Below are 25046 nucleotides of genomic sequence, written 5' to 3'. Positions count from 1 at the left end.
CATTTCAGGAAATGCAACAGCCATTGCCATTTCCTCCGGCATTCTCAGATCATATACTTTTTTATATTTCTATATTTTTGCTTTCTTTTATGCCCAGCGGCTCTTCTGTTCTTCGCAGATACTGTTCCACTGGCAGTTTCCACAGATTTCCTTACGTTTATCCATCGCAAGGATTTTTTCCTGGACTTTTTTTGTAAATTCGCTGAAGTGCAATGTCTGTCCGGCCTTCAGTCCACATTTTTCCAGCACGGCATTGTCATACTCTGCCACTTTATCTCCGGTTTCACAATGTCCGCCCAGATTATTCGGACAGGCAGAGCAGATCTCATCCGTATCCACATGAAGCCTTATTTTCTTTCCCTCCAGAAAAATCTTCAGCATCTCGGCCATATGTGCAGTAAAACCGTTACTGTAGCCTTCCCCCTTAAAATACGCCAGGCACATACCATGATGAGGGCGCAGAGGAATGACTATTTCCTCTGTGCCCTCATCAGAAGCATATGCCGCAGCACTGCTTTTATCTTGCATATTTACGTACCTTTCCTGATAAAACATAAGCCAGTGCGATCTTGATAAGATCCGGAATGATAAACGGGAACACACACCAGCCAAGAACTGCCATAAGGCCTACCGGACCTGTGCTTCTTGTGTAGGCAAACATAAACCATGCGGTTCCAAAGGCATAGCATACGATCAGTCCAACGATCATGGAAATGATCTGAACAACCGGCTTTCTGCCAAAAACGTGCTCAATTGCCCACATAACAAGTGCGGAAAAGATAAATCCAATGATATATCCACCTGCATTTCCGAGAAGAGCTCCAATGCCTCCGGAAAATCCTGCAAAAACCGGAACTCCTACTGTTCCAAGAAGAACGTAAACCAGAACTGCCAGAGTTCCTCTTTTTCCTCCAAGCACACCAACTGCCATAAATACTCCGAATGTCTGCAGAGTAAACGGTACCTGTGCCGGAATGGAAATCCATGAGCAAACTGCCATCACTACTGCAAAAACTGCAATGTAAACAAGATCATACGTCTTGCTTCTGCCTGCTGCCACTGTTGTCATAATAATCTGTATCCTCTCTTTCCTTTTCTGCTTTTCCTGTCGGAAGATCATTCCTGTCCTTTATAAATGATATCCGCTCTTTCGCTGTTAACAATTTAACACAGCAGGATTTTAATGTCAACTTAATTTTATTTTTTAAGTTTACATTTTACAATGCCGTTTACAACTATGTAAACCTGCCATTTACAAATGATATTGTCAATTTTCACTTTCAAATTCCCCTCTCTGATGCTATACTGAAACCAATGAGTTTTCAGCAAAAAGGGGGATTTTTCCACATGGATATACACGATATTCATAACATCAGCACCAACTGCACACGGACTGAATTTGTAGGGACCGCAGTCCTTGACACAATCGGACTCGTGATCTCCGGAGTTGATGATTCTCTGCTTAAAAAGATGAACGTAGGTACCCAATACCACTGTCTGGGGCTTTTCAGTTCCCGAACAGGCGCTGCCGGTCAGATCACAGCTATTGACGATGCAGTAAAAGCCACAAATACAGAAGTCCTTTCCATTGAACTTCCAAGAGACACCAAGGGCTGGGGCGGTCATGGAAACTATATCGTCCTTGGCGGAAATGATGTATCCGACGTGCGTCACGCCATTTCTCTGGCTCTGGAACTGACTAACAAATATGCAGGTGAGGTCTACATCAGCGAATCCGGCCACTTGGAGTTTGCTTTTTCCGCAAGTGCAGGTCCTGCTATCCATAAAGCCTTCGGCACACCTCTGGGTGAAGCATTTGGTTTCATGGCAGGTTCTCCGGCTGCTATCGGTCTTGTGATGGCAGATAATGCCGTGAAATCCGCAGCAGTATCCATTACACAATATATGACTCCGAATATCGGTACCAGTCATTCCAATGAAGTGATCATCGCCATCTCCGGTGATGCCAGTGCTGTAAAAGCTGCTGTACTGGAAGGCCGTCAGACAGGCCTTGAGCTTCTCATCGGTATGGGAACCTATCCGGAGATCCCGGGTACGCCGTATCTGTAAAATCTCCGGATTGCAGGAAATTTGTGAATTTCCACACACTACACTTCACGAAACACATATCTGCGTCATGCATACAAAAGCAGCGCTGCAGGGATCAGCATACGATCCTGCAGCGCTGTGTTTCTCTTAAATATTCTCCTATGGATTTTTCCGGATCAGCCCACCTGATATACATCTGCAGACTGAAGTCCGAAGCTTAATGCCTCAGAATGACTTCCACAATAGATATCCACATGTCCGTAAGGAGTTCCCAGATCCTCTACCGTATAAACAGTACCGTTGATCAGAAGCTTGGTCCCAAACGGAACACCTGCCATAGCAACGGTACGTCCTGCTGTCGGAACTGTTCCGCTGGCGGTAAGATTGCCGGCTGTACCGCAGCACTGTGCACAGTTGCAGTATGCGGTCAGTGTAAAGTTTCCAAGATATGTTCCCTGACTGGAAGAACCGGAATCGGACGTATCCGCAGAGGCATCTTCCGTCTCCTCGGAAGCTGTCTCATCATTGGAAACCTCCTCAGAAACCTCCTCCTGGGAGCTGTCCTCGGAAACATCTTCGGAACTTCCGGACTGTACATCATCCGCTTCCTCTTCCTCCTCTACAACAATGTCTGTACTTGTAGAACTGCTGGAAGACTCGGTTGTATCCTCCTCCGGATCATAGCCGTAATCATCGTCAGAATCAGCCTCTTCACTGTCCTCGTTATCCTGATCGGCTTCTTCCTGGGCTGCCGCTTCTGCTGCCTGTCTCTCAGCCTCTGCTGCCGCTTCAGCCTTAGCTTTCTCTTCTGCAGCCTTCTCCGCCTCTGCCTGCTGTACCAGAGCGGTAATACTGCTGTCTGCATTACTGATATCTGCCATCAGCTGCTGAGCCTCTTCCTGGCTGGCGCTGATCTGGTTTACATAAGAGTTAATATCATCGCTTGTGCTGGAAGCCATGGACTGCACTTCCTGCTGTTTGGCTGCACGCTCCGTCATCAGATCATCGATCTCTGCGGACTCCGTCTCAACCTTTTTCTCATTCTCCTGGATATTCTTCTGAAGACTCACATATTTATCCAGCATGTCTCTGTCGTATGTAGAAATCTGGATCGCATTCTCCGCGCGATTGAGGAATTCTGCAAGGCTTTCGGAAGAAAGCAGTGTCTCCAGTGCGGAAGTTCCGGCATTTTCATACATATATGCGATTCGAAGCTTCATGGACTCATACTGATCTGCAGAAGCTTTCTTTGCTTTTTTCAATTCTTTTTTTACTTTATTTAATTCATCTTCCTTCTCAGCAGCCTGGATACTAAGCTCAGAAATGCTGTTGGTAAGATCCTCATACTGTGCGTTTAAATCAGCCAGATAGCTCTCCAGCTCCTGCTTCTTGCTCTCCAGTGTGCCGATGCTGCTCTGTACCTGCGCAAGACCCTCCTCAGCGGCCTGTTTCTCCGCCTGTGCCTCTGCAATCGCGGCGTCTGTACCTGATGCATATACGGTGCTTCCCATGGAAAGGGTCAGCATACCTGTAAGCAGTAATGTGAAAACTTTTCTATTCTTCATATAAACACCTTTCGTCCTTTCATGGGTTCTAGTATAACACATTTTTCATAGAAAGCAATAATTTTATTTTATTTTTGTAACAAATACGTAATAATTTAATTTTTTATGAACTGAAAAGCGTTTTTTTTGTTTTCCGGAGCACAAAAAAACTGCCCTCTCACAGATTTATCTGTAAAACGGCAGTTTTTATTCTATGCTGTTTCAATCCAAAGATCATCAGCTACGAGAATACTTCCCTGATGTAATCCCCCCCCTGAAACTGCTTCTCTTACTCCGCAGCCTCCATAAGAACCTCATTCTCAGCTTCCTCAGCCATTACTTCCTGATACTTGTCCAGGATGATCGTCTGGATCTGCTCTCTTGTTGCTGAATTGATCGGATGTGCGATGTCACGATATTCACCGTCGCTTGCCTTACGGCTTGGCATTGCGATGAACAGCCCCTTCTCGCCTTCGATCACCTTGATGTCATGTACCACAAACTCATCATCTATTGTGACAGACACAACGGCCTTCATTTTCCCTTCTTTTGCTACCTTCCTCACACGTACATCTGTAATATTCATTGCTACTTGCCCCTTTCATTTCGCTAACCGTATCTGCGGAAAACTGATCTTCCGCATTTATAATACGTAGCGTTCGTTTTTCTCTACGACGATCTTCACTTCTCCTTCTTCGCCGCAGTAATATGAATTTGCCCGGATGGTATCCCGGCTCTCAACAATGCAATTCTCAATATGCGTATTATCTCCAAGATATACGTCATTAAGGATCACAGAGTTTTTGATCACACAGTTATTTCCTACAAATACATCACGGAACAGAACAGAATTCTCCACAGTTCCGTTGATGATACATCCGCTGGACACCAGACTGTTCTTCACAGTTGCACCCGGATTGTACTTAGCAGGAGGTACATCTGCGATCTTGGTTTTGATCGCCGGCTCCTGTTTGAAGAAATAGTTCCGGATCTCCGGTTTCAAGAAATCCATATTTGTCTGATAATAAGCCTCTGCAGTAGAGATATTATTCCAGTAGTTATCGATCTTATATCCGTAAATCCTCTTCAGATTTTTGTAACGGATAAGAATATCATTTACAAAATCATGCCTTCCTTCCTGGGCAGCACGCTCGATCAGTTCGATCAGCTGCCTTCTTCGGATGACATAGATACCAGTAGATACCGTATTATAGGAGGAAACGATCGGTTTTTCTTCAAATTCCTCGATCCGACAGTCCTCATTCATGCGAAGAACACCAAATCTCTCAACCTGGCTCTGATCCTTGCATGTAGTACATACAACGGTAACATCTGCCCGCTTTGCGATATGATACTCCAGGACTTTATTGTAATCCAGCTTGTAGATTCCATCGCCGGAAGCGATCACCGCATAGGGTTCATGACTGTTCTTTAAAAAGCTCAGGTTCTGATAGATCGCATCTGCAGTACCCTGATACCATAAGCTGTTATCTCTGGTAATGGTTGGAGTAAAGACATAAAGTCCTCCCTGTTTTCTTCCGAAATCCCACCATTTGGATGAACTTAAATGCTCATTAAGGGAACGGGCATTATACTGTGTCAGCACAGCAACCTTCTGGATATGTGAATTTGCCATGTTGCTGAGGGCAAAGTCGATCGCGCGGTAACTTCCTGCAATAGGCATTGCCGCGATTGCTCTTTTGTTTGATAATTCTCTCATGCGGTTATTATTACCGCCTGCCAAAATAATACCTATCGCTCTCATTCTTTCCCACCGTCCTTTGCTGCAATTACCTGGCCGGCTGCCAGTTCTCCGTCAGGGTAGTCTTCTTTTGTTGTAACACCGGCGATAGCGGTATTCTTACCGATTTTGACACTGTCCGGAATCACGCTGTTTTCGCCGATAGCCACAAGTCCAAAGGAATATACAGCCGGTTTCAGAACATTCGGTACCTCCTCGCCGCATCCGATCACAACATTATTTCCGATGACAACATCTTCTGCCACGATGGCTTTATCCATAACAACGTTCTCACCAACTGCTGTATTCTTCATGATAATAGAATCACGGATCACACTGCCCTTGCCGATGATAACATTCGGACCGATCACTGAATTATGTACTTCACCATAGATTTCTGTTCCCTCACCGATGATACACTTGTCCACAACTGCATCTGCGGAAATATACTGTGGCGGGATCACATCTCCCTTGGTGTAGATCCTCCAGAATTCCTCATAAAGATTAAACTCCGGAATGATATCGATCAGCTCCATATTTGCTTCCCAGTAAGAACCAAGAGTTCCTACATCTTTCCAGTAGCCGTTGTACTCATAAGCAAAAAGGCGCTGCCCCTTCTCTTTACAGTACGGAAGGATATGTTTACCGAAGTCACAGCCATTCTGATCCTTCAGGGCGATCAGTGCTTCCTTCAGGACCGGCCATGAGAAAATATAGATACCCATGGATGCAAGATTGCTGCTTGGATGCTCCGGCTTCTCCTCAAACTCAGTAATACGGCTGCTCTCATCAGTAACCATAATACCAAAACGGCTGGCTTCCTCAATGGGAACCGGCATACACGCGATCGTAATATCTGCCTTGTTCGCCTTGTGGAAATCCAGCATCACTTCGTAATCCATCTTATAGATATGGTCACCGGAAAGGATCAGTACATAATCCGGGTTATACTGCTCCATATAAGCCAGATTCTGATAGATCGCATTGGCAGTTCCTGTGTACCATTCACTGCTTGTGCTCTTCTCATACGGAGGAAGGACTGTGACACCGCCTTCATTGCGGTCAAGATCCCACGGAATACCGATACCGATATGTGTATTCAGGCGGAGAGGCTGGTACTGTGTCAGCACACCCACCGTGTCAATTCCCGAGTTAATACAATTGCTCAGTGGAAAATCGATGATACGATATTTACCACCAAAAGCGACTGCCGGCTTTGCAACCTTTTCTGTCAAAACTCCTAACCTGCTGCCTTGCCCACCGGCCAAGAGCATGGCAATCATCTCTTTCTTAATCATGCGATCACCTCTTGTATGTTATGATTATTCCATTATAGCATACTTTACTGTATTAGTGAACATTTTTTACAATTATTTTAGCTGTATTTTACTTTTTTTATCGCTATTGTATATTATAAATTGGTAAGACTCATCATTTTTTTCATTCCTCTGGTAATTTTCAACATTTTTCGATGTTATTTTCTGGTTACTTTTATATTCCGGAAAAAACCGCTTTTTTAGCCAAAAGAACCACTTTTCAATTGTTTCTGTTGGCGTTATAATAAAACAGACAAAAGAGCTACGAAAATAACATATATATAAGGAGATTATTATGTATCAGATAGACTTTCATAAACCGCTCCATATTCATTTCATCGGGATCGGAGGCATCAGCATGAGCGGCCTTGCCGAGATCCTTCTGGAAGAAAATTTCCGGATTTCCGGTTCCGATGCCAAATCCAGCCCGCTGACCCGCACACTGGAAGAACGTGGCGCTGTGATCTATTACGGACAGCGCGCTTCCAACATCAAGGATGATGTAGATGTGGTTGTCTATACAGCAGCGATCCACCCGGACAACCCGGAATTTGCCTGTGCGAAAGAAAAAGGGCTTCCAATGCTCACCCGCGCAGAGCTTCTGGGACAGATCATGCGGAACTACGATACACCGATCGCAATTTCCGGAACCCACGGAAAAACCACTACTACTTCCATGGTTTCCCATATCCTTCTTGAGGGTGACTGTGATCCTACCATCAGTGTTGGCGGAATCCTTCCTGCTATCCACGGAAACATCCGCGTTGGAAATTCTGAGACCTTTATCACAGAGGCATGCGAATACACCAACAGCTTTTTAAGCTTCTTCCCTAAGATCAGTGTGATCCTGAACATGGATGCCGATCATCTGGATTTCTTCAAGGACATCGATGACATCCGCCATTCCTTCCGGAAATTTGCAGAGCTTCTCCCTGCTGACGGTACTCTGATCATCAACGCCGACACACCGGAGTATGAGACGATCACCCGGGAGCTTCCATGCAATGTTCTTACCTATGGTCTGGAGCACGATGCCGATTACACCGCAGCAGACATTACCTGGGATAAATACGGACATCCTTCCTTCTCCGTTCTCTTCCGGGGCAAAAAGATCGGCAGCTATTATCTGCGTGTACCGGGTATCCACAACGTATCCAATGCACTGGCCGCCATTGCCGTAGGACGCCTTCTGGACCTTCCGGATGATGTGATCGTCAAAGGTCTCGGAAGCTTTACCGGTACAGACCGTCGTTTCCAGTATAAAGGTGAGATCGGCGGTATCACCATCATTGATGATTACGCGCATCATCCAACCGAGATCGAGGCAACCCTTCATGCTGCAAAGAATTATCCGCATCAGAAGGTATGGTGTGTATTCCAGCCTCATACCTACACACGTACCAAAGCTCTTCTTCCGGAATTTGCAAAAGCGCTGACTCTGGCCGATCATGTTGTACTGGCTGATATTTATGCCGCACGTGAAACAGACAATCTTGGTATTTCTTCCCAGGATCTCCAGAAACAGATCCAGGAACTTGGAACCCCCTGCGAATATTTCCCGACTTTTGATGAGATCGAGAGCTTCCTCTTAAAAAGTTGTGCACATGGTGATTTGTTGATAACTATGGGCGCCGGAGACGTTGTAAATATTGGAGAACACCTTCTCGGAAAATAATTATCCACATTATCCACATGCTTATGCACATTTCAGACGTGCCTGGCATGTGGATTTTTTTGTGTATAACCTACTTGACATAATTCAACAGCCAAATTCAACAAATACCGCATTTTTCTTACAAAATTAAGGTTTTTGTTAGTTGCTGATAATGTTATCCTCAAAGTTTTCCACACTATCCACATTTTCCACATGGAAATTGGTGCACAACTTCTGTGAAAATAGACTATTCTCAAGTAAAAGCGGTTGTGCTATAATCCTTTTTAGCATGGCGGACTTTTGGATATCACCTGAAATATCTGCTGTATTTTAGAAAGGGAGCTGCTGATCATGAGCCTGATTTCACTTCAGAATTCCTCAGAACTGGAGGTAACGATTCTTTCCAATCGCTTTATTGACAATTTCATGCCTCGTGCCAACGGGGAGTTCGTAAAGGTATATATCTACCTTCTCCGGATGGTATCTGCCGCTCCTTCTTCTTTCAGCCTGGAGCATATGGCAGACAGCCTTTTCTGCACGGAAAGAGATATTTCCCGTGCGCTGAAATACTGGGAAGGTGAGAAACTGATCGCATTAACCTATACTGCAGATCAGAAGCTTTCCGGGATCACTTTGCTGGAACCCTTTGCGGATACCGGTCATAGAGAGAGCAGCGCTTCCGTGGATACTTTCACCGGTTCCGGCAATTCTGCTTCCGTTTCCGGGAACACGGATCCGGGAGTCCCAAGCTCCGCTGATTACATTCTCAGTCTCACTCCTGACCGGATCAGAGAACTTAAGCAAAACGAAGAGATCAGTCAGCTTCTCTATATCACAGAGCAGTATCTGACCAAAACACTGACGCCTACAGAAATGCAGAAGATCCTTTTTTTCTATGATGAGCTCCATATGTCTGCGGATCTCATCGAATATCTGGTGGAATACTGTGTTTCCAGAGGCCGCAAGAGTATGCGTTATATTGAAACTGTTGCACTCGCCTGGGCAAAAGACGGCATCACCACCGTCGAGATGGCCCGGGATGCCAGCTCCCGTTTTTCCAAGGATTATTACACGATCCTGAAAGCTATGGGGATCAGCGGCCGCAATCCTGTTGATAACGAGATCACTTACATTGATACCTGGCGCAAGACCTACGGTTTTGATCTGGAGCTGATCCAGGAAGCCTGCAGCCGTACTGTCCTTTCCACCGGACAGCCCAGTTTCCAATATGCAGATAAGATCCTCTCCGGCTGGAAAAAGAAAAACGTACATACGCTGGAGGATATCCGGCTTCTGGATGCCGCACACAAAAAACGCCAGCTTGAGAAATCCGTTTCCAGGAAGAAGCAGCCCCAGACTCAGCCTCAGAATAGCAACCGCTTCAATAATTTCCACCAACGTGATTATGATTTTGCGGAATATGAGAAACGTCTTTTAAATAATCAGTAACAGAACCTGGAAGGAGCGCTTTATGCCTTTACAGAATTTTCAATATGATACTATAATGAGAGAATACAGCCGCCGGCAGGCACAGAACCACCGTATTCTGGAGGAGCACACAGCCGAAGCCTACGGAAAGATCCCCCGTCTGAAAGAGATCGATGACGAGGTGGCAACTTTAAGTGCTGACAAAGTCCGTCGCCTTTTAAACGGCGAAGAAAAGGGAACTTCGGATCTGAAGGCAGCCATCCAGGAGCTTTCCGATGAACGGATCACCCTTCTTGTTGCAAACGGCTTTCCCGGAGACTATCTTGAGATGCCTTATACCTGCCCTGACTGTCAGGATACCGGCTATATCGGCAGCCGAAAATGCACCTGTTTTAAAAAAGCTGAGATCGAACTGCTTTATGCACAGTCCAATCTGAATGAAATTCTCGAAAAAGAGAATTTTGACAGCTTTTCATTTGACTATTATTCTGCTACAATAAAAAACGAAGCCACGGGACTGTCTGCCCTGGAAACAGCCAGACGGGCCTATGACACTGCACAGCGCTTTGTGCAGAACTTCGACCATAAATTTGAAAACCTGTTTCTATATGGTGATACCGGTGTGGGAAAAACCTTTCTTTCACACTGCATCGCCCGAGAGCTTCTCAGATCCACCCACTGTGTCCTGTACTTTTCCGCCTACGATCTTTTTGATATGATGGCTGCGAATTCTTTTTCCCGAAAAGATACCGGCACAGACGAGGAACTGATCTATGACTGTGATCTTCTGATCATTGATGACCTGGGAACGGAGCTTACCAACAGTTTCGTATCTTCACAGCTTTTTCTCTGTCTCAATGAGCGGATCATGCGCAGGAAATCCACGATCATTTCCACGAATCTGACGCTCAAAAATTTCTCGGATACCTATTCCGAGAGAACATTTTCCCGAATTGCCAGCAACTATCAGATGATATCGTTGATCGGGAAGGACATCCGTATACAGAAAATATTTTTAGGAGGAAATTAAAATGGCACAGGTAAATACAAAAGATTTTTCCACACTCCCGGTAGGAAGACTTGGACTGATTCCCCTTCAGAGCTGCAGCTCATTAGGCGCGAAGGTGAATGACTGGCTGGTCAAATGGCGTGCCGAAAGACAGTATCCTGGAATGGACTCCTTTGCATTCGAGGGATACAAGCGCGATTCTTACATTATTGACGCCAAGACTCCACGTTTCGGCTCCGGTGAGGGTAAATGCACCATCAACGAATCTGTCCGCGGTGATGATATCTACGTAATGGTAGATGTGACAAATTACAGCTTATCCTATCCAATCGGACCTTACACGAATCTTATGTCCCCGGATGATCATTTTCAGGATATGAAGCGTGTTATCGCCGCTGTAGGCGGAAAAGCCCGCAGAGTCAACGTGATCATGCCATATCTCTATGAGAGTCGCCAGGACAAACGTGTCGGAAGAGAGTCTCTTGACTGTGCCAATGCACTTCATGAGCTGATCGATATGGGTGTTGAGAATATCATCACCTTTGATGCACATGATTCCCGTGTACAGAATGCGACTCCTCTTCATGGTTTTGAGACTGTACAGCCATCCTACCAGTTCATCAAGGCTCTTCTTAATAATGAAAAGGGACTTCATATCGACAAGGATCATTTCATGACGATCAGCCCGGACGAAGGAAGCATGAACCGTGCGATCTATCTCGCCAATGTCCTCGGTGTTGATATGGGTATGTACTATAAACGTCTGGATTACTCAAGATATGTAAACGGCCGTCATCCGATCGCAGCATATGAATTCCTCGGACCAAAGATCGAGGGCAAGGATATGATCCTGATCGATGATATGATCTCCTCCGGTGATACGATCATTAAGATCGCGTCTCTCCTGAAAGAGAAAGGAGCAGGCAGAGTTTACATCTGCTCTACCTTCGGATTCTTTACCGATGGTCTTGATAAATTTGACGATGCTTACAAGAAGGGCTACTTCGACAAGCTCCTTACTACTAACCTGGTTTATCAGTCACCGGAGCTTCTTGAGAAGCCATACTACATCAGCTGCGATATGAGCAAATATATTGCTCTGATCATTGATACGCTGAACCATGATACCTCTGTCAGCCACCTTCTGAATCCGGTAGACAGAATCAAACGCTGCGTAACAAATTACATGAGCCAGCATGAGAAATAAATAAATCATAACGCACGCAAAGCGGCTGCACCTTCTGAGAACGATATAACAGTCTCTCAGAAAGCGCAGCCGCTTTATATTTCTGTAACAGACGGATATCCATGATCCGCATCTGCTGTCTGCTTTGCTTTTGATCTTTATGCTGAAATCTTCCTGCAAAAGCTCACATAGGAAGCTTCTGATAGGGAATCCTCTCTTTATCCAGGATCTCCATTTCTCTTTTATGGCAGGTACTTATGATCACCTGTCTGTTTTCTTTATGCAGCCACCTGAGAGCCGCTGCAAGACGTTCTTCATCATACATGCCAAATACATCATCCAGGATCACAGGGAACGGTTCCTCTTTGCAGAAAAGCTCTCCTGCTGCCATACGAAGGGCAAAATAAATCTGCTCCAGTGTCCCGCGGCTCAGTCTCTCAATGGATACGATACGCTCCCCTGTGTTCACAGACATATGCAGTGCCTCATCCATCAAAACCTCCTGGTATCTGCCACCGGTGATCTCACTTAATATCTCAGATGTACGTTTTTTCAGACGGACCCCTACCTGATCCGTAATGTTTCCGGAAAGTGCCTCAATCGTCTCCATGGCCATATTCAGCGCCTGGATCTCTGTTTCCTCCGGAGTGATCACTTCTGTATTTTCTTCACATTCCGCCAACTCTGCCTGCAGGTTCTCCAGCGCTGTATGCTTCTCTTCGTAGTCACTGTCCAGACTGTTCCGGTTCCAGGTCAGCTCTTCATGTCTGGAATGCCAGCGCTCTCTCTGACGTTCTCTCTTATTCAGCTCCCTGCTGAGCCGTATGCGAAAAAACAATGCCGCTACAGAAATCGCCGCAGTTGCCACGCCTGCCAGAACACTGAAAATGACCTGCCCGGAAAAAGCTGCCAGGCAGCCGGTACCGGCAATCCCACCAAGCAGCACAACTGCCAGAACTGCATCTGTCAGCTCCCGCCTTCTTTTTACACGATCGATCCGAAGCTCAAGAAGATCCTCTGTACTCCGTTCTCTGGTCCCTATGTTCATCCCGTCCTGCTGCTGCATGATCCGGTCACGCTTCTCATCCAGTTCACGGATCTCTCTACGGATATATTCCATGTTTGCGGAAATCTTTTCTTTTTCCTTTTCCAGATCTTTTTTTCGCCGGGCCGCTTCTGTCAGATATCCTTTTCTGGACATTTTCAGCATCTGCATGGCTCGTCCCATGTCAATGGAACTGTCACCGGTTCCCTGATAACTGGCCATGTAATTCTGCAGTTCACGTACGAGATCTTTTCCTGTAACGCTTTTCAGCTGTGCCACAGACACCGTATTATCATAAACTGCCTCACTTACATTTCCCAGAATAGTCCCAAGAGCTCCCTGTTCCGCATCCACAAGACTGCCATCATCTTCACAGAGAAGCTCTCCCAGCTTCTTTTCTTTATAAAAATTCCTGGTAAGACGATACTTCTTCCCCTTGCTTGTGAACCACATGATCCCACCATATTCTGCCGGATTTTTCCACGGTTCATATTTTGTATATGTATCGTTCAGAGCAGCCTTTCCCCGCAGTCTGCGAACGCCGTAAAACATGGAGCGGATAAATGTATGTGTGGTAGTTTTTCCACTCTCATTTTCACCGTAAAGTACGTTGATCCCAGGCGAAAGCTCCATATCCTTGTCCCGGATCTTCCCGAAATTTTTTATTTTTAAACGTCTGATAACCATCTTATGCTATCCTCCTGTGCTGCCCCTTTATCGCCGGCTGCCTGTCTCAAGCAATGCCTGAAGCCCATAATACAGCGCCTTTTTTTCCACGGTATCCATACCCTTTTTGGCCAGAAAATAGCCGATATAATCACCGATCAGAGTACCGCTGTAGCGTTTGTAGAGCTCACCAAGATCATACGCCGGCCAGGATTCATCCACAACATCGGTAACATTTCCGAGACTTTTCAGTTTCTCAGGGATCAGAAGAAGATCCGGCGAACGCATTCCCTGAAGAACGATCCTGTAGATATTCCTTCCTCCTCTGCGGAAAATCTGGGATTTTACCGCTTCTTCCAGAGATATCTGTGTAGTTTCCTCGTGAAGTGTCATTACCAGCTGCTGATAGGAACGACAGGCAAAGGGAACGAACTCTGTACGGATCCTTCCGTTGATCAGTCGTCCCTCCATATATCCATGTTCCCCTGTATCATTCCTGTCAATGGGCTCCAGAGCCCCGGAAAAGGCCGCCTGGTCACGGATCAGGATCTGCGGCTTGTGGATATGCCCTAACGCCACATAATCGAAGCCTGATGCCGCCAGAGCTGCTGCACTGAGAGGAATATGCTTCTCATCGCCGCCATGGGCCAGCAGAATATGGATTCCTTCTTTCTGGACAGGGACAGCCTGATCATAAAGTCCGTCTTTTATTTCCCGGTCATAGTAACTCAGTCCATATACATAGACATCAAGCCTGGGATCTTTAACGCAGGTCAGTTCCCTGCTCCTGAAAAATATAACATTGGAATTCCACTCAAACGTATTATAAAAAGAATCTCTGCTTATAAAATCATGATTTCCTGCCATCAGATACACTCTGGTATCCGGGATGGTGGAAAACAGATAATTTACTTCCTTAAGCTCTCTCATAAGAGGCTGGCGGTGGAACAAATCTCCGGATATAAATAGCAAATCCACCGGATCTTCGCGGATGCCCGCAATAACCCGGCGGAAAGTGCTCCAGATTTCTTCCTCCCGCTCTTTGCTCCACGGGCAGCCCCTGTCGGGAACCGCGCCCAGATGCACGTCTGCAAGATGAATAAATCTCATAATGTTCTCCCTTGTGTGTCAGTCACACATATCAATACCTGTTGCCAATTTCTCCCTGCTGTTCTCTGATCTCAGGAGCACAGAACGTCCTGCTGTGCAAAAGTGTTCTGATCAAAGATCGCAGTTCTTTACAGTTCTCGGGAATGGGATCACGTCACGGATGTTGCCCATACCTGTAAGGTACATGACACATCTCTCAAATCCAAGACCAAAGCCGGAATGACGTGTGGAACCATATTTACGAAGATCCAGATAGAAATCGTAATCCTCCGGTTTCAGACCCAGCTCATCCATACGTGTTTTCAGCTTGTCGTAGTCATCCTCTCTCTGACTTCCTCCGATGATCTCTCCGATTCCCGGCACCAGACAGTCCATAGCCGCAACTGTCTTTCCATCCTCGTTGAGTTTCATGTAGAATGCCTTGATCTCCTTCGGATAATCTGTAACAAATACCGGTCTCTTGTAGACCTGCTCTGTCAGATAGCGCTCATGCTCTGTCTGAAGATCACATCCCCAGAATACCTTGTAATCAAATTTGTCATTGTTCTTCTCAAGGATCTCAACAGCCTCTGTATAGGTCACATGCGCAAATTCAGAATTAAGCACATGGTTCAGTCTGTCAAGAAGCCCCTTGTCAATGAAGGAATTGAAGAAGTTCATTTCCTCCGGTGCATTCTCAAAGACATAACGGATCACGTATTTCAGCATAGCCTCTGCAAGCTCCATAGCATCCTGAAGGTCTGCAAACGCACACTCAGGCTCGATCATCCAGAACTCAGCTGCATGACGGGTAGTGTTGGAATTCTCAGCACGGAAGGTCGGTCCGAATGTGTAGATATTGCGGAATGCCTGTGCATAAGTCTCTCCGTTCAGCTGTCCGCTTACGGTAAGGTTTGTCTCCTTTCCGAAGAAATCCTGTGAATAATCAACACTTCCATCCTCTGTCAGCGGAATATTCTTCGGATCCAGTGTTGTTACCTGGAACATCTCTCCTGCACCTTCACAGTCACTTCCTGTGATCAGCGGTGTATGCACATAGACAAAGCCTCTCTCCTGGAAAAATTTATGGATCGCATATGCACAGAGAGAACGTACACGAAATACAGCCTGAAAAGTATTTGTTCTCGGTCTTAAATGTGTCATGGTCCTTAAGTATTCAAGACTGTGTCTCTTCTTCTGAAGTGGATAATCCGGTGCGGAAGCTCCCTCTACAGATATCTCTGTTGCCTGGATCTCAAATGGCTGCTTCGCCTGAGGGGTAGCTACCAGCGTTCCCTTAACAATGATGGCCGCTCCAACGTTCAGCTTGGAAACCTCTGCGAAATTCTCCATGTTATCGTGATATACGATCTGAAGAGTTTCAAAAAAGCTTCCATCATGAAGTACGATGAATCCAAACGCCTTGGAATCACGAACACTTCGTACCCATCCACCTACGGTGATCTCTTTGTCGAGATACTGTTCACGGTTTCTGTAAATCTCTTTCACTGTTGTCAGTTTCATAATCTATACCTCATTCCTCATATTCAGGATCACACGTCCCTGCGGACCTCCAAACGTCCGTATCGAATTAAGTATAGACTATTCTCATGGTTCGTGCAAGGAGTAATTGCCCTGTCGGACAGAAAAATAGCGGGCCGCCGGACAGAAAAATCCCGCCTGGCGGAATGTCTCCGGCAGACGGGATTTTTCTGTCTGTTATACCATTAATAATAAGATGCGTTGATACTTCCTGTGTTGAGATAAGTAATGCAGTAATAGTAGATCCTCTTGAATGTCTTTGTTGTGTAATGAAGTCCGTCATCGCCATCATCCACACCATCATAGCGGGCATTGGTCCCGTAGCCTTTTTTCATAAGTACGCTGTACATATCAATATATTTGTAATACAGAGAAAGACCGGAACGGATCTTGCTGTTGAATTCTCTTACCTGTGCTTCTGTACGGGCGCCTCTTCCCGTTTTTGTGATCATGGTACTGTTGACGGGATTTACAGACATGTAAAAGAGCTTACAGTTCTTACTTTTCAATGTGGATGCGATACTGGTCATATAGCTGACATAATTGCCTGCATTTCCCAGGTCATTGACACCCAGATTAAAGATAACGGCGATCGGTTTGGAACCTTCTGTTTTGTCGATCTCTTCTATAAGCTGTGCATATCCTGTATCCCGGAACCAGCTCAAGCCCTTTCCTGGGTTTGCAACAAAAGAAACCCCATTTGTTACAGAACTGCTCATCTGTTTTTTCAGTGTCGCCTGTATTCCTGCAGTACGGGAATCTCCCACAAAAATGACCTTACTGTACATCATACCGATAGCCGGATGAGCCATCTCATCGGAACTGATGTCCTTCTCCAGTGCACGGTTAAATACCGTCGCATACAGATTGGTATTTTTGTTGATCCGCAGAAGTTCACCGGCTTCATAATCCGGATCTGTGGAAGAACCGGTCCGTCTGGTCTTAGACCAGCCCATAAATGTATAACCTGTCGCATTGGATACAGATGGGAGCTTAAGGTAACCGCCCTTTCCAAGTGTTACTGTCTTCCATACGGTTCCGTTTGCCTTGCGGAGATTTACTTTTACTGACTGCATCTGTACAGAATAGTATCTGATATTACCGGAGATTTTAATCTTCGTTCCTACTTTTTTTGCAGTAGATGCCTTGCCGTTCTTTGCTGTTGACCAGCCAAGATTTACATATCCCGATCTGGATGGAACTGCAGGCAATGTGTAATATGTACCCTCTTCTACTTTTTTCTGCAGCTTCTTATATGCGGAATTGGTGCTTCCATTTCCAAGATAGAAGTTTACGGTATAATACTTACTCTTTCTGCGGACCGCATACAGAGTCATATCTTTTCTGACCTTTACGCTGGCACCTGCTTTATATACCACCTTACTGCTCCCCTTCCGTGTGGTCCATCCGAGATTCTGATATCCCACAGCCTTGGGTACTGCCGGAAGCTTGATCGTAGTATTTAATGTCACGTTCCGTGTCAGTGCGGTATACGTCTTACTTTTGCTGGTACCTGAATTATTATTGAACTTAACGGTATAAACAAGCTTCGCCGCCGACACCTTATGCGATGCAGCCGGCACAAAGATCAGTGCAGCTGCCACAAGTGCCAGCAAAAGCCATTTTATCCGAAAGGCCTTTCCGGTTTTTTCCCTGTTTTTCATATAAACAAACTCCTCCTGAAATACATATCCATCCCCGGGTGCCTCCGTACTTTTTTACAGAGTATTGATAAATCTCATAAATGCATCCCTGCCCTCTGGTGTGCATTTATAAACACCGGCATCCTCCAGTACATGAACAAATACATTGCCCACTTCCCTGCGAAGGACTTCCTGGATATTATCTTTATCAAGTTTCTCATATTTTGGCAGAAATTCTGCAACCCATGCAGCATGTTTCTCGATTTTCTCATTGGAAGCGATGTCCCTGCCGCTTAAAATGTATTCTTCAAGAAGCTCCAGCTCTTCTTTCAGACGTGCCGGAAGAACAGCGAGTCCCATAACTTCGATAAGACCGATATTCTCTTTCTTGATATGATGATAGCATGCATGCGGATGATAAACCCCCAGCGGATGCTCCTCTGTTGTGATATTGTTACGTAATGTCAGATCCAGTTCAAAGGTATCTCCCACTTTACGTGCGATCGGTGTGATGGTGTTATGCGGCTCTCCGTCTGTTTCTGCAAAGATAAATGCAGCCTCATCCGTATATCCTCTCCAGCCTGCCAGTACATGTGTTGCCAGATCGATCAGTCTCGTCTCGTCTTTACTGCGGATACGCAGTACGGAAAGAGGCCATTTTACAATGCCGGCTTCCACATCTTCGTATCCCGGGATCGTCACATGCTTTTCAATCTCTGCCTTCGCCATGGCAAAGGTATAATGCCCGCCCTGGAAATGATCGTGGCTGAGGATAGAACCTCCTACGATTGGAAGATCCGCATTGGAGCCAAGGAAATAATGTGGGAACAGCTTTACAAAATCAAACAGCTTGATAAATGTATTTCTCTCGATCTTCATCGGAGTATGCTGACTGTTAAATACGATACAATGTTCATTGTAGTAAACATATGGAGAGTACTGGAAGCCCCATGGACTGTCATTGATGGTAATCGGGATGATCCTGTGGTTCTCCCTTGCCGGATGATTGACTCTTCCTGCATAGCCTTCATTTTCCGGACAAAGCAGACATTTTGGATAGCTGCTGGATTTTACCAGCTTGGCAGCTGCGATAGCCTTTGGGTCTTTTTCCGGCTTGGACAGGTTGATCGTGATATCGATCTTGCCATATTCGCTGTCTACTGTCCATTTCTGATCTTTTTTTACGCGATAACGTCTGATATAGTTACTGTCCTGACTCAGCTTATAAAAATAATCTGTGGCTTTTTCCGGATCTTCTTTATAAGCATCCCAGAATTCTCTCTGCACCTGGGCAGGACGCGGCATCAGACAGTTCATCAGTTTTGTATCAAAGAGATCTCTGTACACAATACTGTCCTCGATGATGCCCCTCTTTACAGCCTCATCAAGAAGTTCGTTCAAAGTCTCCTCAAGATTGATTTTAGCATACTCTGTCTCCGGTTCTGTATATTCGCTTTCCCCAAAGGCATCCAGAAGAAGATTGGTTGCATAAATTCTTTCGCATTCTGGAGTAATACCACTCTCCACCCCATACTGTACCAGTTTTTTAATACTTTCACTTAACATTGATTTTTCCCCTTTCCTGTCGCGCTTTTCCCGGAAAACAGGAACTTTTTTCCTGTTTTCCGATTTATGCCAAACGGGAACTCCCGTCTTGCCATCCTGCTGTAACCCCATGGCCTTCATCCGGCCTGCTCTGTAAGCATCACTCTATGACGTTTTCTATATAGGTGAGAAATACATTTCCGGCACTCTCAAACAGCGCTGTACTGTCATTCATTCCATACGGGCTGATCTGCCCTGTTGCCGGATCATAAAGATAGGTATTATATTCATCATAGCCTACGATCACCACACTGGAATTTTCTCCTGTCTTGGCGATCACCGGTCTCTGGGCACTGACCTCATAAAGAACATTGTCAAGAGTGCAGCCGGTCAGATCGATCACCGTTCCCATATCACCAAGGCTATCCTGAAGTTCTTTTTTCTTCCAGTTGGCTGTACGTATACTTTCCGGTACATCCTCTATATTCATCTGGAGCTTTGTTTTTTTGTTTCCACGTTCCCAGACATACTGCTGCGCACGGTTAAGTACCACTCCAGTCTGCGCATCCGCGCGTTTCACAGCTGCAGCCGGATCGGTATAGATACGGTCAAGAGAACCATATGCATAAACATAATAAAGTTCTCCCTGTGGAACGGTAGTATCCAATGTTACCGATGAGTCTTCAGTACTCTCGATCTTGGAACAAACAAGCAGCGGACTGTCTGTCTCCGGTTTCTGAGTCATGGTCAGGCGGATCAGCGTTCCTGCACGGTTTGTAGTGATCAATGCTACATCTATCTGGCTTCCGGATGCTTTTTTGTTATTCATGATATTGTCCTTTTTCTGGACTGTATAAGCATTCCCCGATTTTGCAGAAAGTTCAAACTCCATCATGGTACTGCCAACCGTTACGTTGGTGATATAAAGGCCATCCTGACGATACTCTTTTTTCACCTTTCCTTTAAAGCTTTCAATGCGTAATGTACTGATTCCCTCTGTTTCATGTCCGTTGGCATCCGTAAGAATATCTTCATCGGAAAGGATCCCATATACCAGATCTTCATTCATAAATCCCAGAGCTCTCAGATTTTTTCCGCTTTCCGGCGAAATATCTCTTGTTTTCAGAGAATCAAATTCAATTTCCCGGATCTTCCCTGCATCATCTCCGGATTCGATCAGCCATGCTGCATGTGCCTTGGTATCTGACACAACAAAATGGTTCTGTTTGATTCCTTCTTCCAGAACCTGTGAGGTTCCTGTCTCAATATCTACCTGATACAGCTTCTGTGCAAACAGCAGAAACAGCTGATTGTTTTTGTTTACATAAGTGAGTGTTCCAAGATCTTCCTTCAGGAACTCGTAGGATTCTGTACTTGGTATGAATACTTTTTCTTCCACCACATTACGGTCGCTGTTGTAGTGATAAACACAGACACCGCTGTATCCCTCGTGAACACCACGGTTCATGTAACCGTACAATACAAAGTCCACATCCCCGTTATCTGCCACTCGGATGATCTTGATATCATGTTCGTTGCGCACATATCTGGAATCGTTATCTTCCTCTTTGCGGAAGCTGAAGATCCTTGTGATCTTTCCGCTGGACGGTGCATAAGACCAGAGATCCCCATCCTGCTCAAAAGCAACGATCTTTCCACTGCTGTCTGAAGCATAGGTGACATTCTTGTCACGGACACCCAGAAGCAGGCCTGCATCGGAAACTACCTTCTGAGACGGATCAAATACCTTCGTTGCAGAACGTTTAAAATCCAGCAGCATGATCCTTGTTTCTGTATAACGCATACGGTAAAATTCCGTAACATCATAAATTTCGGTTTTACCCTCATCATCCTGTGCGGAAACCTGATAATCCAGCGTGATACTTGCAGTCGTTTCATTGATATCATCGATCAGCGGAACTCCTTCCATGTAGAGCTTCGGAGAAAGGGATCCCCAGCTGATATTGGAAAGTCCAGAACTGATGGAAATATTATTGTAATTCGTTCCGCCGGAAATATCCTCCGCTTCCAGATATCCGGTCAGCGTATCTGCCTGTTCCTTGTCCAGACACTTTGTGGAAAAATCCTTGACAAACTGAAGATACGCTTCTGTATTCAACTGGGTTCTGGAAACCACTCTTGTATAGTAGTAGACTTCCCCCTCACTGGTATCCAGCGTGATCTGCATGGAATACTCCTGGTTCATGCGAAGGTCACTGCCGATCTCAATCTCTGTACTTAAACAGCCGTTGTCCTCTTTCGTGAGATTCTTGATCTTACGGTTCTCCATAACCTTGCTTCCGTCTGAAGTCCGTACCTCATAAGCAAGCCCTGTTACTGTATCAGCATATGGGTTGATCTCAAAAGACACTTTTTTGGTCGTATCCAGCGGAGTAATACTTCCTCTCATGAAATCGGTCTGCATCTGCTGTCTGTATCCATACATCTTATTTGCCTGGGTACTTCCGATCTTTACCATAACCTCTGGAAGTGTGGCATCGTTCATATCTGAGCGGTTATCTGTAGACTGACTGTTCATCAGAAATGAGGTCCCGGCTACTACTGCCACAAAGATCACCAGCAGTATCGCTCCCTTACGTAGGATCTTCATCATGTCATTCTCCCTTCTGTGAGGCTGACTCTTCCGGATAAAGAAGCCTATCCAGGGTAGGAGCCACATGAAGAGCCTTCATGGTATCCGAAAAACTGTCCCTGCTCTTTTTCTTTCCGGTTTTTACTGCGCGGATCAGAATATTCTTTGGTGTATGTTCCATATCGATAAATTCAAGAAGCTGGGTTTCATATCCTTTGCTTTCCAGAAGCTCAGCACGAAGACCATCTGTGATCAGAGCTGCCATTCTTTCCTTCAGGATCCCATAACGCATAACAGGCTGGAGCATTTCGTTTCGGATCTGACGATTCAGTTCATGCTGACAGCATGGAACAGACAGGATCACCTGAGCCCCCCATTCCACTGCCTTGGCCAGAGCGAAATCTGTTGCTGTATCGCAGGCATGAAGTGTCACCACCATGTCCACAGAAGAAACGCCTTCGTACCCTGCAATATCTCCCTGGTAAAAATGCAGCTTGTCATAACCATAAGATCTGGCCAATTCACTGCAATGCCGTATCACATCTTCCTTAAGATCCAGCCCTATGATGTTTACATCAAAACCCTCCAGTTCTCTGAGATAATAATACATAGCAAAAGTAAGATAGGATTTTCCGCAGCCAAAATCCAGGATCGTGATCTCTCTGTCTTTAGGAAGCTTCGGAAGGATATCCCTGATAAACTCCAGAAAGCGATTGATCTGTCTGAACTTGTCATATCTGGAAGCAACGATCTTTCCATCCTTTGTCATAACTCCCAGATCCACCAGAAACGGAGCTGCCGTTCCCTCTCTGAGAATGTACTGTTTCACCCGGTTATGAGGAGCGATCTTTATCTTCTCATTCTGTGCAGGCCCGTGTTGTTTTGTTTTGATGGTTGCTTTCCCTTTCTTGCTGATAAGGATACTTCCATCCTGACTGCGTCCGGTTGCCTGAAGCTGACGAAATTCCTCCATGGCATGCTCCAGATAAGCGATCATCTCTTCCCTGGTAAAATTCTTATGATAAACCTTCGTCCCTTCTGTCATGGACGCCTGGTAAAAAATCTGACCCTTCAGCTCCACAGGACGAAGCTTCACCTTGGAAGGTCCCTCGCCAGTCCTGCGGCCACTGACAACAGCCTGTATCAGCTGTTCATTAATCTGTTCTTCTAAAAATTCCCTTATTGTTTTCATCATACTTCCATTATATTCACTTTTTGTTTTATTGTATATGGACAGATGTTGTGCGAACCAGTTTTGGTCGCTTCTGCCAGTATCACTGTATCGTTCATGGGTAAACCGCCATTTTAATACTCAGTGCGGAAACATTTTCTGCACCTTTTCCTCCTGCATCTTCGTCTGGAAATCTCCTGATACACCAGCACTTCGATCAGATCATCCAGGAACCCTCCTGGAATCTCCTGTACACTGGTATCTCCTTCCATCTGTCCTTTCACCTGGTGACAGATGTGATAGAGCATGAAACGATCCGGATATTCATCATACAGCCGGCTTCCCTCATAATCCAAAAGCTGACACTGTGCTTCCGCTTTTTCCTGGATCCTTCGGGCTGTATCCGGATAGTATGATCTCATCAGATCAAATTCCTTTTCCTGTTCTCTCTCTTCATTATAAAAACCAGGACTTCCCTGTGTAGCATAAAACGGATAAAAATCTGGATAGATCATAACTCTTCTGCTGTCCTCTCTCTGCTATCTCTTACAGTATATGCAGAAGAAAAATGACGGTTCCCTCCAAAGTTCCGATCAGGCCATCCGTTTCAGCATTCCCTGGGTCAGACGTACGCTGTGCTCAATTGCAAGCTTTTCAAAAGCCGGATAATCCATGTTTGCACTATTATCTGCTTTATCTGAGATAGCACGGATGATCAGGAATGGAATCCCGTTAAGAGCTGCTGCCTGTCCGATCGCTGCGCCCTCCATCTCAACAGCATAGGCGCTGAATTCCTTTACAATATTATCTTTTACACCCTGATCACATACAAACTGATCTCCGGAAGCAATTCTTCCTTCAAAAACCCTGATCTCCGGATTTACTTCCTCGCATACATCATGTGCGATCTTACGAAGGCACTCATCTGCCTGGAAGGAAAACTCTTTCATCTGCGGGATCTGTCCCTTCGGATATCCGAATCCGGTTGCATCCATATCATGATGAAGAACATCTGTGGAAAGTACGATATCTCCAATATTGATATCATTGTTAAGGCTTCCTGCGATACCGGTATTGATCACCGCTTCCACCTGAAAGAGATCTGCCAGGATCTGGGTGCACATGCCGGCATTTACCTTACCAATCCCGGACTGTACCACAACTACCTTCTTTCCTTCCAGAACACCCTCATAAAAATCCATTCCGGCTCTGGTAGTAATGGATACATTCTCCATAACCTCTTTCAGTCTTGCTACTTCCTGTTCCATTGCTCCTATGATTCCAACACATTTCATGATCTGTAAATCCTCTCTTTCAATATGATATCCCGCTGAATTTCACAGTTTTTTCCGTTCAGCAGTATCTTTTTCTTTTTCTACATTGTTCATTATAACAAATTTTATTTTTTATGGAAACTTTTTTTGAGAGATGCTATAATCGATAAATAAACAGAACAGGAGGTAACCAGAATGGTTTATAAGACAAAAGGCGTCTGTGCTCAGGGAATTGAGTTCGAGATCGACGATAATAAAAAAGTTCACAATATCAAGTTTACAGGCGGATGTTCCGGAAACACACAGGGTGTTGCACAGCTTGCAGAGGGAATGGATGCAAATGAAGTGATCTCCCGTCTGGAAGGCATCCGCTGCGGATTCAAACCAACTTCATGTCCGGATCAGCTTGCAAAAGCCATCCGCCAGGCATTGAACGAAGGCTGATCTCACATAATCTTATTTTGTATATCGGATTTATCATCACCCTGCGAAAAATTTCCGCAGGGTGATTTTATGATGATTTGACAAACTAATTGTTTCAATGTTATCTT

General features: G+C 45.4%; 21 protein-coding genes. 6 read left to right on the top strand and 15 right to left on the bottom strand.

The genetic code is table 11. The features are described 5' to 3' along the window. Positions 1-87: 87 nt before the first annotated feature. Together LI091_RS05815 and LI091_RS05810 are read right to left on the bottom strand one after the other, a co-directional pair. On the bottom strand, positions 88-528 hold the full coding sequence (locus LI091_RS05815; protein ID WP_021652861.1) for a DUF1284 domain-containing protein: 441 nt from the start codon (positions 526-528) through the stop codon (positions 88-90). After that, complete coding sequence (locus LI091_RS05810) at positions 518-1069, bottom strand: biotin transporter BioY (RefSeq protein ID WP_044962322.1); 552 nt, start codon at positions 1067-1069, stop codon at positions 518-520. Before LI091_RS05810 ends, LI091_RS05815 begins: the two co-directional genes overlap by 11 nt. A 278-nt stretch (positions 1070-1347) precedes the next feature. Between LI091_RS05810 and pduB the strand changes: the two genes are divergently transcribed. Then, positions 1348-2070 carry a microcompartment protein PduB gene (pduB, locus tag LI091_RS05805; RefSeq protein ID WP_015525654.1) on the top strand — a complete coding sequence of 241 codons (723 nt, stop codon included), beginning with the start codon at positions 1348-1350 and terminating at the stop codon, positions 2068-2070. Positions 2071-2225: 155 nt separating this feature from the next. Here pduB and LI091_RS05800 read toward each other — a convergent pair whose 3' ends face one another. The 4 genes from LI091_RS05800 to LI091_RS05785 all read right to left on the bottom strand — a co-directional run bounded on the left by LI091_RS05800 (position 2226) and on the right by LI091_RS05785 (position 6632). Further along, the gene (locus tag LI091_RS05800) at positions 2226-3614 is read right to left on the bottom strand and encodes a PcsB-like coiled-coil domain-containing protein (RefSeq protein WP_021652858.1); all 1389 of its coding nucleotides are present in this window, start codon (positions 3612-3614) and stop codon (positions 2226-2228) included. 268 nt (positions 3615-3882) lie between these two features. After that, positions 3883-4179 carry a septation regulator SpoVG gene (spoVG, locus tag LI091_RS05795; RefSeq protein WP_015525652.1) on the bottom strand — a complete coding sequence of 99 codons (297 nt, stop codon included), beginning with the start codon at positions 4177-4179 and terminating at the stop codon, positions 3883-3885. A 57-nt stretch (positions 4180-4236) separates the two neighbouring features. Further along, positions 4237-5358, bottom strand: coding sequence for a glucose-1-phosphate adenylyltransferase subunit GlgD (gene glgD, locus LI091_RS05790; RefSeq protein WP_021652857.1), 1122 nt, complete (start codon positions 5356-5358; stop codon positions 4237-4239). Beyond that, complete coding sequence (locus tag LI091_RS05785) at positions 5355-6632, bottom strand: glucose-1-phosphate adenylyltransferase (RefSeq protein WP_015525650.1); 1278 nt, start codon at positions 6630-6632, stop codon at positions 5355-5357. The genes glgD and LI091_RS05785 overlap by 4 nt, the downstream gene beginning before the upstream one ends. Positions 6633-6945: 313 nt before the next feature. Between LI091_RS05785 and murC the strand changes: the two genes are divergently transcribed. The 4 genes from murC to LI091_RS05765 all read left to right on the top strand — a co-directional run bounded on the left by murC (position 6946) and on the right by LI091_RS05765 (position 11948). After that, a complete protein-coding gene (gene murC, locus LI091_RS05780) occupies positions 6946-8325 on the top strand; it encodes a UDP-N-acetylmuramate--L-alanine ligase (RefSeq protein WP_021652856.1) in 1380 nt (459 codons plus the stop codon). Between the two features lie 330 nt (positions 8326-8655). Then, positions 8656-9753, top strand: a complete 1098-nt coding sequence (locus tag LI091_RS05775; RefSeq protein WP_015525648.1) for a DnaD domain protein — start codon at positions 8656-8658, stop codon at positions 9751-9753. Positions 9754-9775: 22 nt separating this feature from the next. Then, positions 9776-10762, top strand: a complete 987-nt coding sequence (locus LI091_RS05770; RefSeq protein ID WP_015525647.1) for an ATP-binding protein — start codon at positions 9776-9778, stop codon at positions 10760-10762. 1 nt (position 10763) lies between these two features. Further along, the gene (locus LI091_RS05765; protein ID WP_015525646.1) at positions 10764-11948 is read left to right on the top strand and encodes a ribose-phosphate pyrophosphokinase; all 1185 of its coding nucleotides are present in this window, start codon (positions 10764-10766) and stop codon (positions 11946-11948) included. A 163-nt stretch (positions 11949-12111) separates the two neighbouring features. Here LI091_RS05765 and LI091_RS05760 read toward each other — a convergent pair whose 3' ends face one another. From LI091_RS05760 to LI091_RS05720, 9 genes are all read right to left on the bottom strand, one after another. After that, positions 12112-13659: an ATP-binding protein gene (locus tag LI091_RS05760; RefSeq protein ID WP_021652854.1), complete on the bottom strand. Its 1548-nt coding sequence runs from the start codon at positions 13657-13659 to the stop codon at positions 12112-12114. A 27-nt stretch (positions 13660-13686) separates the two neighbouring features. Beyond that, on the bottom strand, positions 13687-14748 hold the full coding sequence (locus LI091_RS05755) for a metallophosphoesterase family protein (protein ID WP_015525644.1): 1062 nt from the start codon (positions 14746-14748) through the stop codon (positions 13687-13689). Between the two features lie 111 nt (positions 14749-14859). After that, the gene (asnS, locus tag LI091_RS05750) at positions 14860-16251 is read right to left on the bottom strand and encodes an asparagine--tRNA ligase (protein WP_015525643.1); all 1392 of its coding nucleotides are present in this window, start codon (positions 16249-16251) and stop codon (positions 14860-14862) included. A gap of 203 nt (positions 16252-16454) precedes the next feature. Continuing rightward, positions 16455-17933 (bottom strand): InlB B-repeat-containing protein, encoded by a 1479-nt coding sequence (locus tag LI091_RS05745; RefSeq protein ID WP_021652853.1) that lies wholly within the window; start codon positions 17931-17933, stop codon positions 16455-16457. 54 nt (positions 17934-17987) lie between these two features. Continuing rightward, on the bottom strand, positions 17988-19478 hold the full coding sequence (gene galT, locus LI091_RS05740; RefSeq protein WP_044962316.1) for a UDP-glucose--hexose-1-phosphate uridylyltransferase: 1491 nt from the start codon (positions 19476-19478) through the stop codon (positions 17988-17990). A gap of 139 nt (positions 19479-19617) precedes the next feature. After that, entirely contained in the window at positions 19618-22071 is a 2454-nt protein-coding gene (locus LI091_RS05735) for a hypothetical protein (RefSeq protein WP_173732616.1), read from the bottom strand. Between the two features lies 1 nt (position 22072). Further along, the gene (locus tag LI091_RS05730; RefSeq protein WP_015525637.1) at positions 22073-23242 is read right to left on the bottom strand and encodes a class I SAM-dependent methyltransferase; all 1170 of its coding nucleotides are present in this window, start codon (positions 23240-23242) and stop codon (positions 22073-22075) included. Between the two features lie 113 nt (positions 23243-23355). Next, positions 23356-23736, bottom strand: a complete 381-nt coding sequence (locus tag LI091_RS05725; protein WP_015525636.1) for a hypothetical protein — start codon at positions 23734-23736, stop codon at positions 23356-23358. 78 nt (positions 23737-23814) lie between these two features. Beyond that, positions 23815-24516, bottom strand: a complete 702-nt coding sequence (locus LI091_RS05720) for a 5'-methylthioadenosine/adenosylhomocysteine nucleosidase (RefSeq protein ID WP_015525635.1) — start codon at positions 24514-24516, stop codon at positions 23815-23817. 174 nt (positions 24517-24690) lie between these two features. Here LI091_RS05720 and LI091_RS05715 point away from each other — a divergent pair, with 174 nt between their 5' ends. After that, a complete protein-coding gene (locus tag LI091_RS05715; protein ID WP_110102758.1) occupies positions 24691-24939 on the top strand; it encodes a TIGR03905 family TSCPD domain-containing protein in 249 nt (82 codons plus the stop codon). Positions 24940-25046: the final 107 nt, after the last annotated feature.

The sequence above is a fragment of the Blautia sp. MSK20_18 genome, assembly GCF_020553125.1.
Classification (GTDB): Bacteria; Bacillota; Clostridia; order Lachnospirales; family Lachnospiraceae; genus Blautia_A; species Blautia_A fusiformis.
The sequence above is the reverse complement of the archived record's forward strand: the minus strand, read 5'-3'. Positions and strand labels throughout refer to the sequence as shown.

Coding starts and splice junctions, on each gene's coding strand:
- LI091_RS05815 (WP_021652861.1), bottom strand. CDS start 528: ATGCAAGATAAAAGCAGTGCTGCGGCATATGCTTCTGATGAGGGCACA.
- LI091_RS05810 (WP_044962322.1), bottom strand. CDS start 1,069: ATGACAACAGTGGCAGCAGGCAGAAGCAAGACGTATGATCTTGTTTAC.
- pduB (WP_015525654.1), top strand. CDS start 1,348: ATGGATATACACGATATTCATAACATCAGCACCAACTGCACACGGACT.
- LI091_RS05800 (WP_021652858.1), bottom strand. CDS start 3,614: ATGAAGAATAGAAAAGTTTTCACATTACTGCTTACAGGTATGCTGACC.
- spoVG (WP_015525652.1), bottom strand. CDS start 4,179: ATGAATATTACAGATGTACGTGTGAGGAAGGTAGCAAAAGAAGGGAAA.
- glgD (WP_021652857.1), bottom strand. CDS start 5,358: ATGAGAGCGATAGGTATTATTTTGGCAGGCGGTAATAATAACCGCATG.
- LI091_RS05785 (WP_015525650.1), bottom strand. CDS start 6,632: ATGATTAAGAAAGAGATGATTGCCATGCTCTTGGCCGGTGGGCAAGGC.
- murC (WP_021652856.1), top strand. CDS start 6,946: ATGTATCAGATAGACTTTCATAAACCGCTCCATATTCATTTCATCGGG.
- LI091_RS05775 (WP_015525648.1), top strand. CDS start 8,656: ATGAGCCTGATTTCACTTCAGAATTCCTCAGAACTGGAGGTAACGATT.
- LI091_RS05770 (WP_015525647.1), top strand. CDS start 9,776: ATGCCTTTACAGAATTTTCAATATGATACTATAATGAGAGAATACAGC.
- LI091_RS05765 (WP_015525646.1), top strand. CDS start 10,764: ATGGCACAGGTAAATACAAAAGATTTTTCCACACTCCCGGTAGGAAGA.
- LI091_RS05760 (WP_021652854.1), bottom strand. CDS start 13,659: ATGGTTATCAGACGTTTAAAAATAAAAAATTTCGGGAAGATCCGGGAC.
- LI091_RS05755 (WP_015525644.1), bottom strand. CDS start 14,748: ATGAGATTTATTCATCTTGCAGACGTGCATCTGGGCGCGGTTCCCGAC.
- asnS (WP_015525643.1), bottom strand. CDS start 16,251: ATGAAACTGACAACAGTGAAAGAGATTTACAGAAACCGTGAACAGTAT.
- LI091_RS05745 (WP_021652853.1), bottom strand. CDS start 17,933: ATGAAAAACAGGGAAAAAACCGGAAAGGCCTTTCGGATAAAATGGCTT.
- galT (WP_044962316.1), bottom strand. CDS start 19,478: ATGTTAAGTGAAAGTATTAAAAAACTGGTACAGTATGGGGTGGAGAGT.
- LI091_RS05735 (WP_173732616.1), bottom strand. CDS start 22,071: ATGATGAAGATCCTACGTAAGGGAGCGATACTGCTGGTGATCTTTGTG.
- LI091_RS05730 (WP_015525637.1), bottom strand. CDS start 23,242: ATGAAAACAATAAGGGAATTTTTAGAAGAACAGATTAATGAACAGCTG.
- LI091_RS05725 (WP_015525636.1), bottom strand. CDS start 23,736: ATGATCTATCCAGATTTTTATCCGTTTTATGCTACACAGGGAAGTCCT.
- LI091_RS05720 (WP_015525635.1), bottom strand. CDS start 24,516: ATGAAATGTGTTGGAATCATAGGAGCAATGGAACAGGAAGTAGCAAGA.
- LI091_RS05715 (WP_110102758.1), top strand. CDS start 24,691: ATGGTTTATAAGACAAAAGGCGTCTGTGCTCAGGGAATTGAGTTCGAG.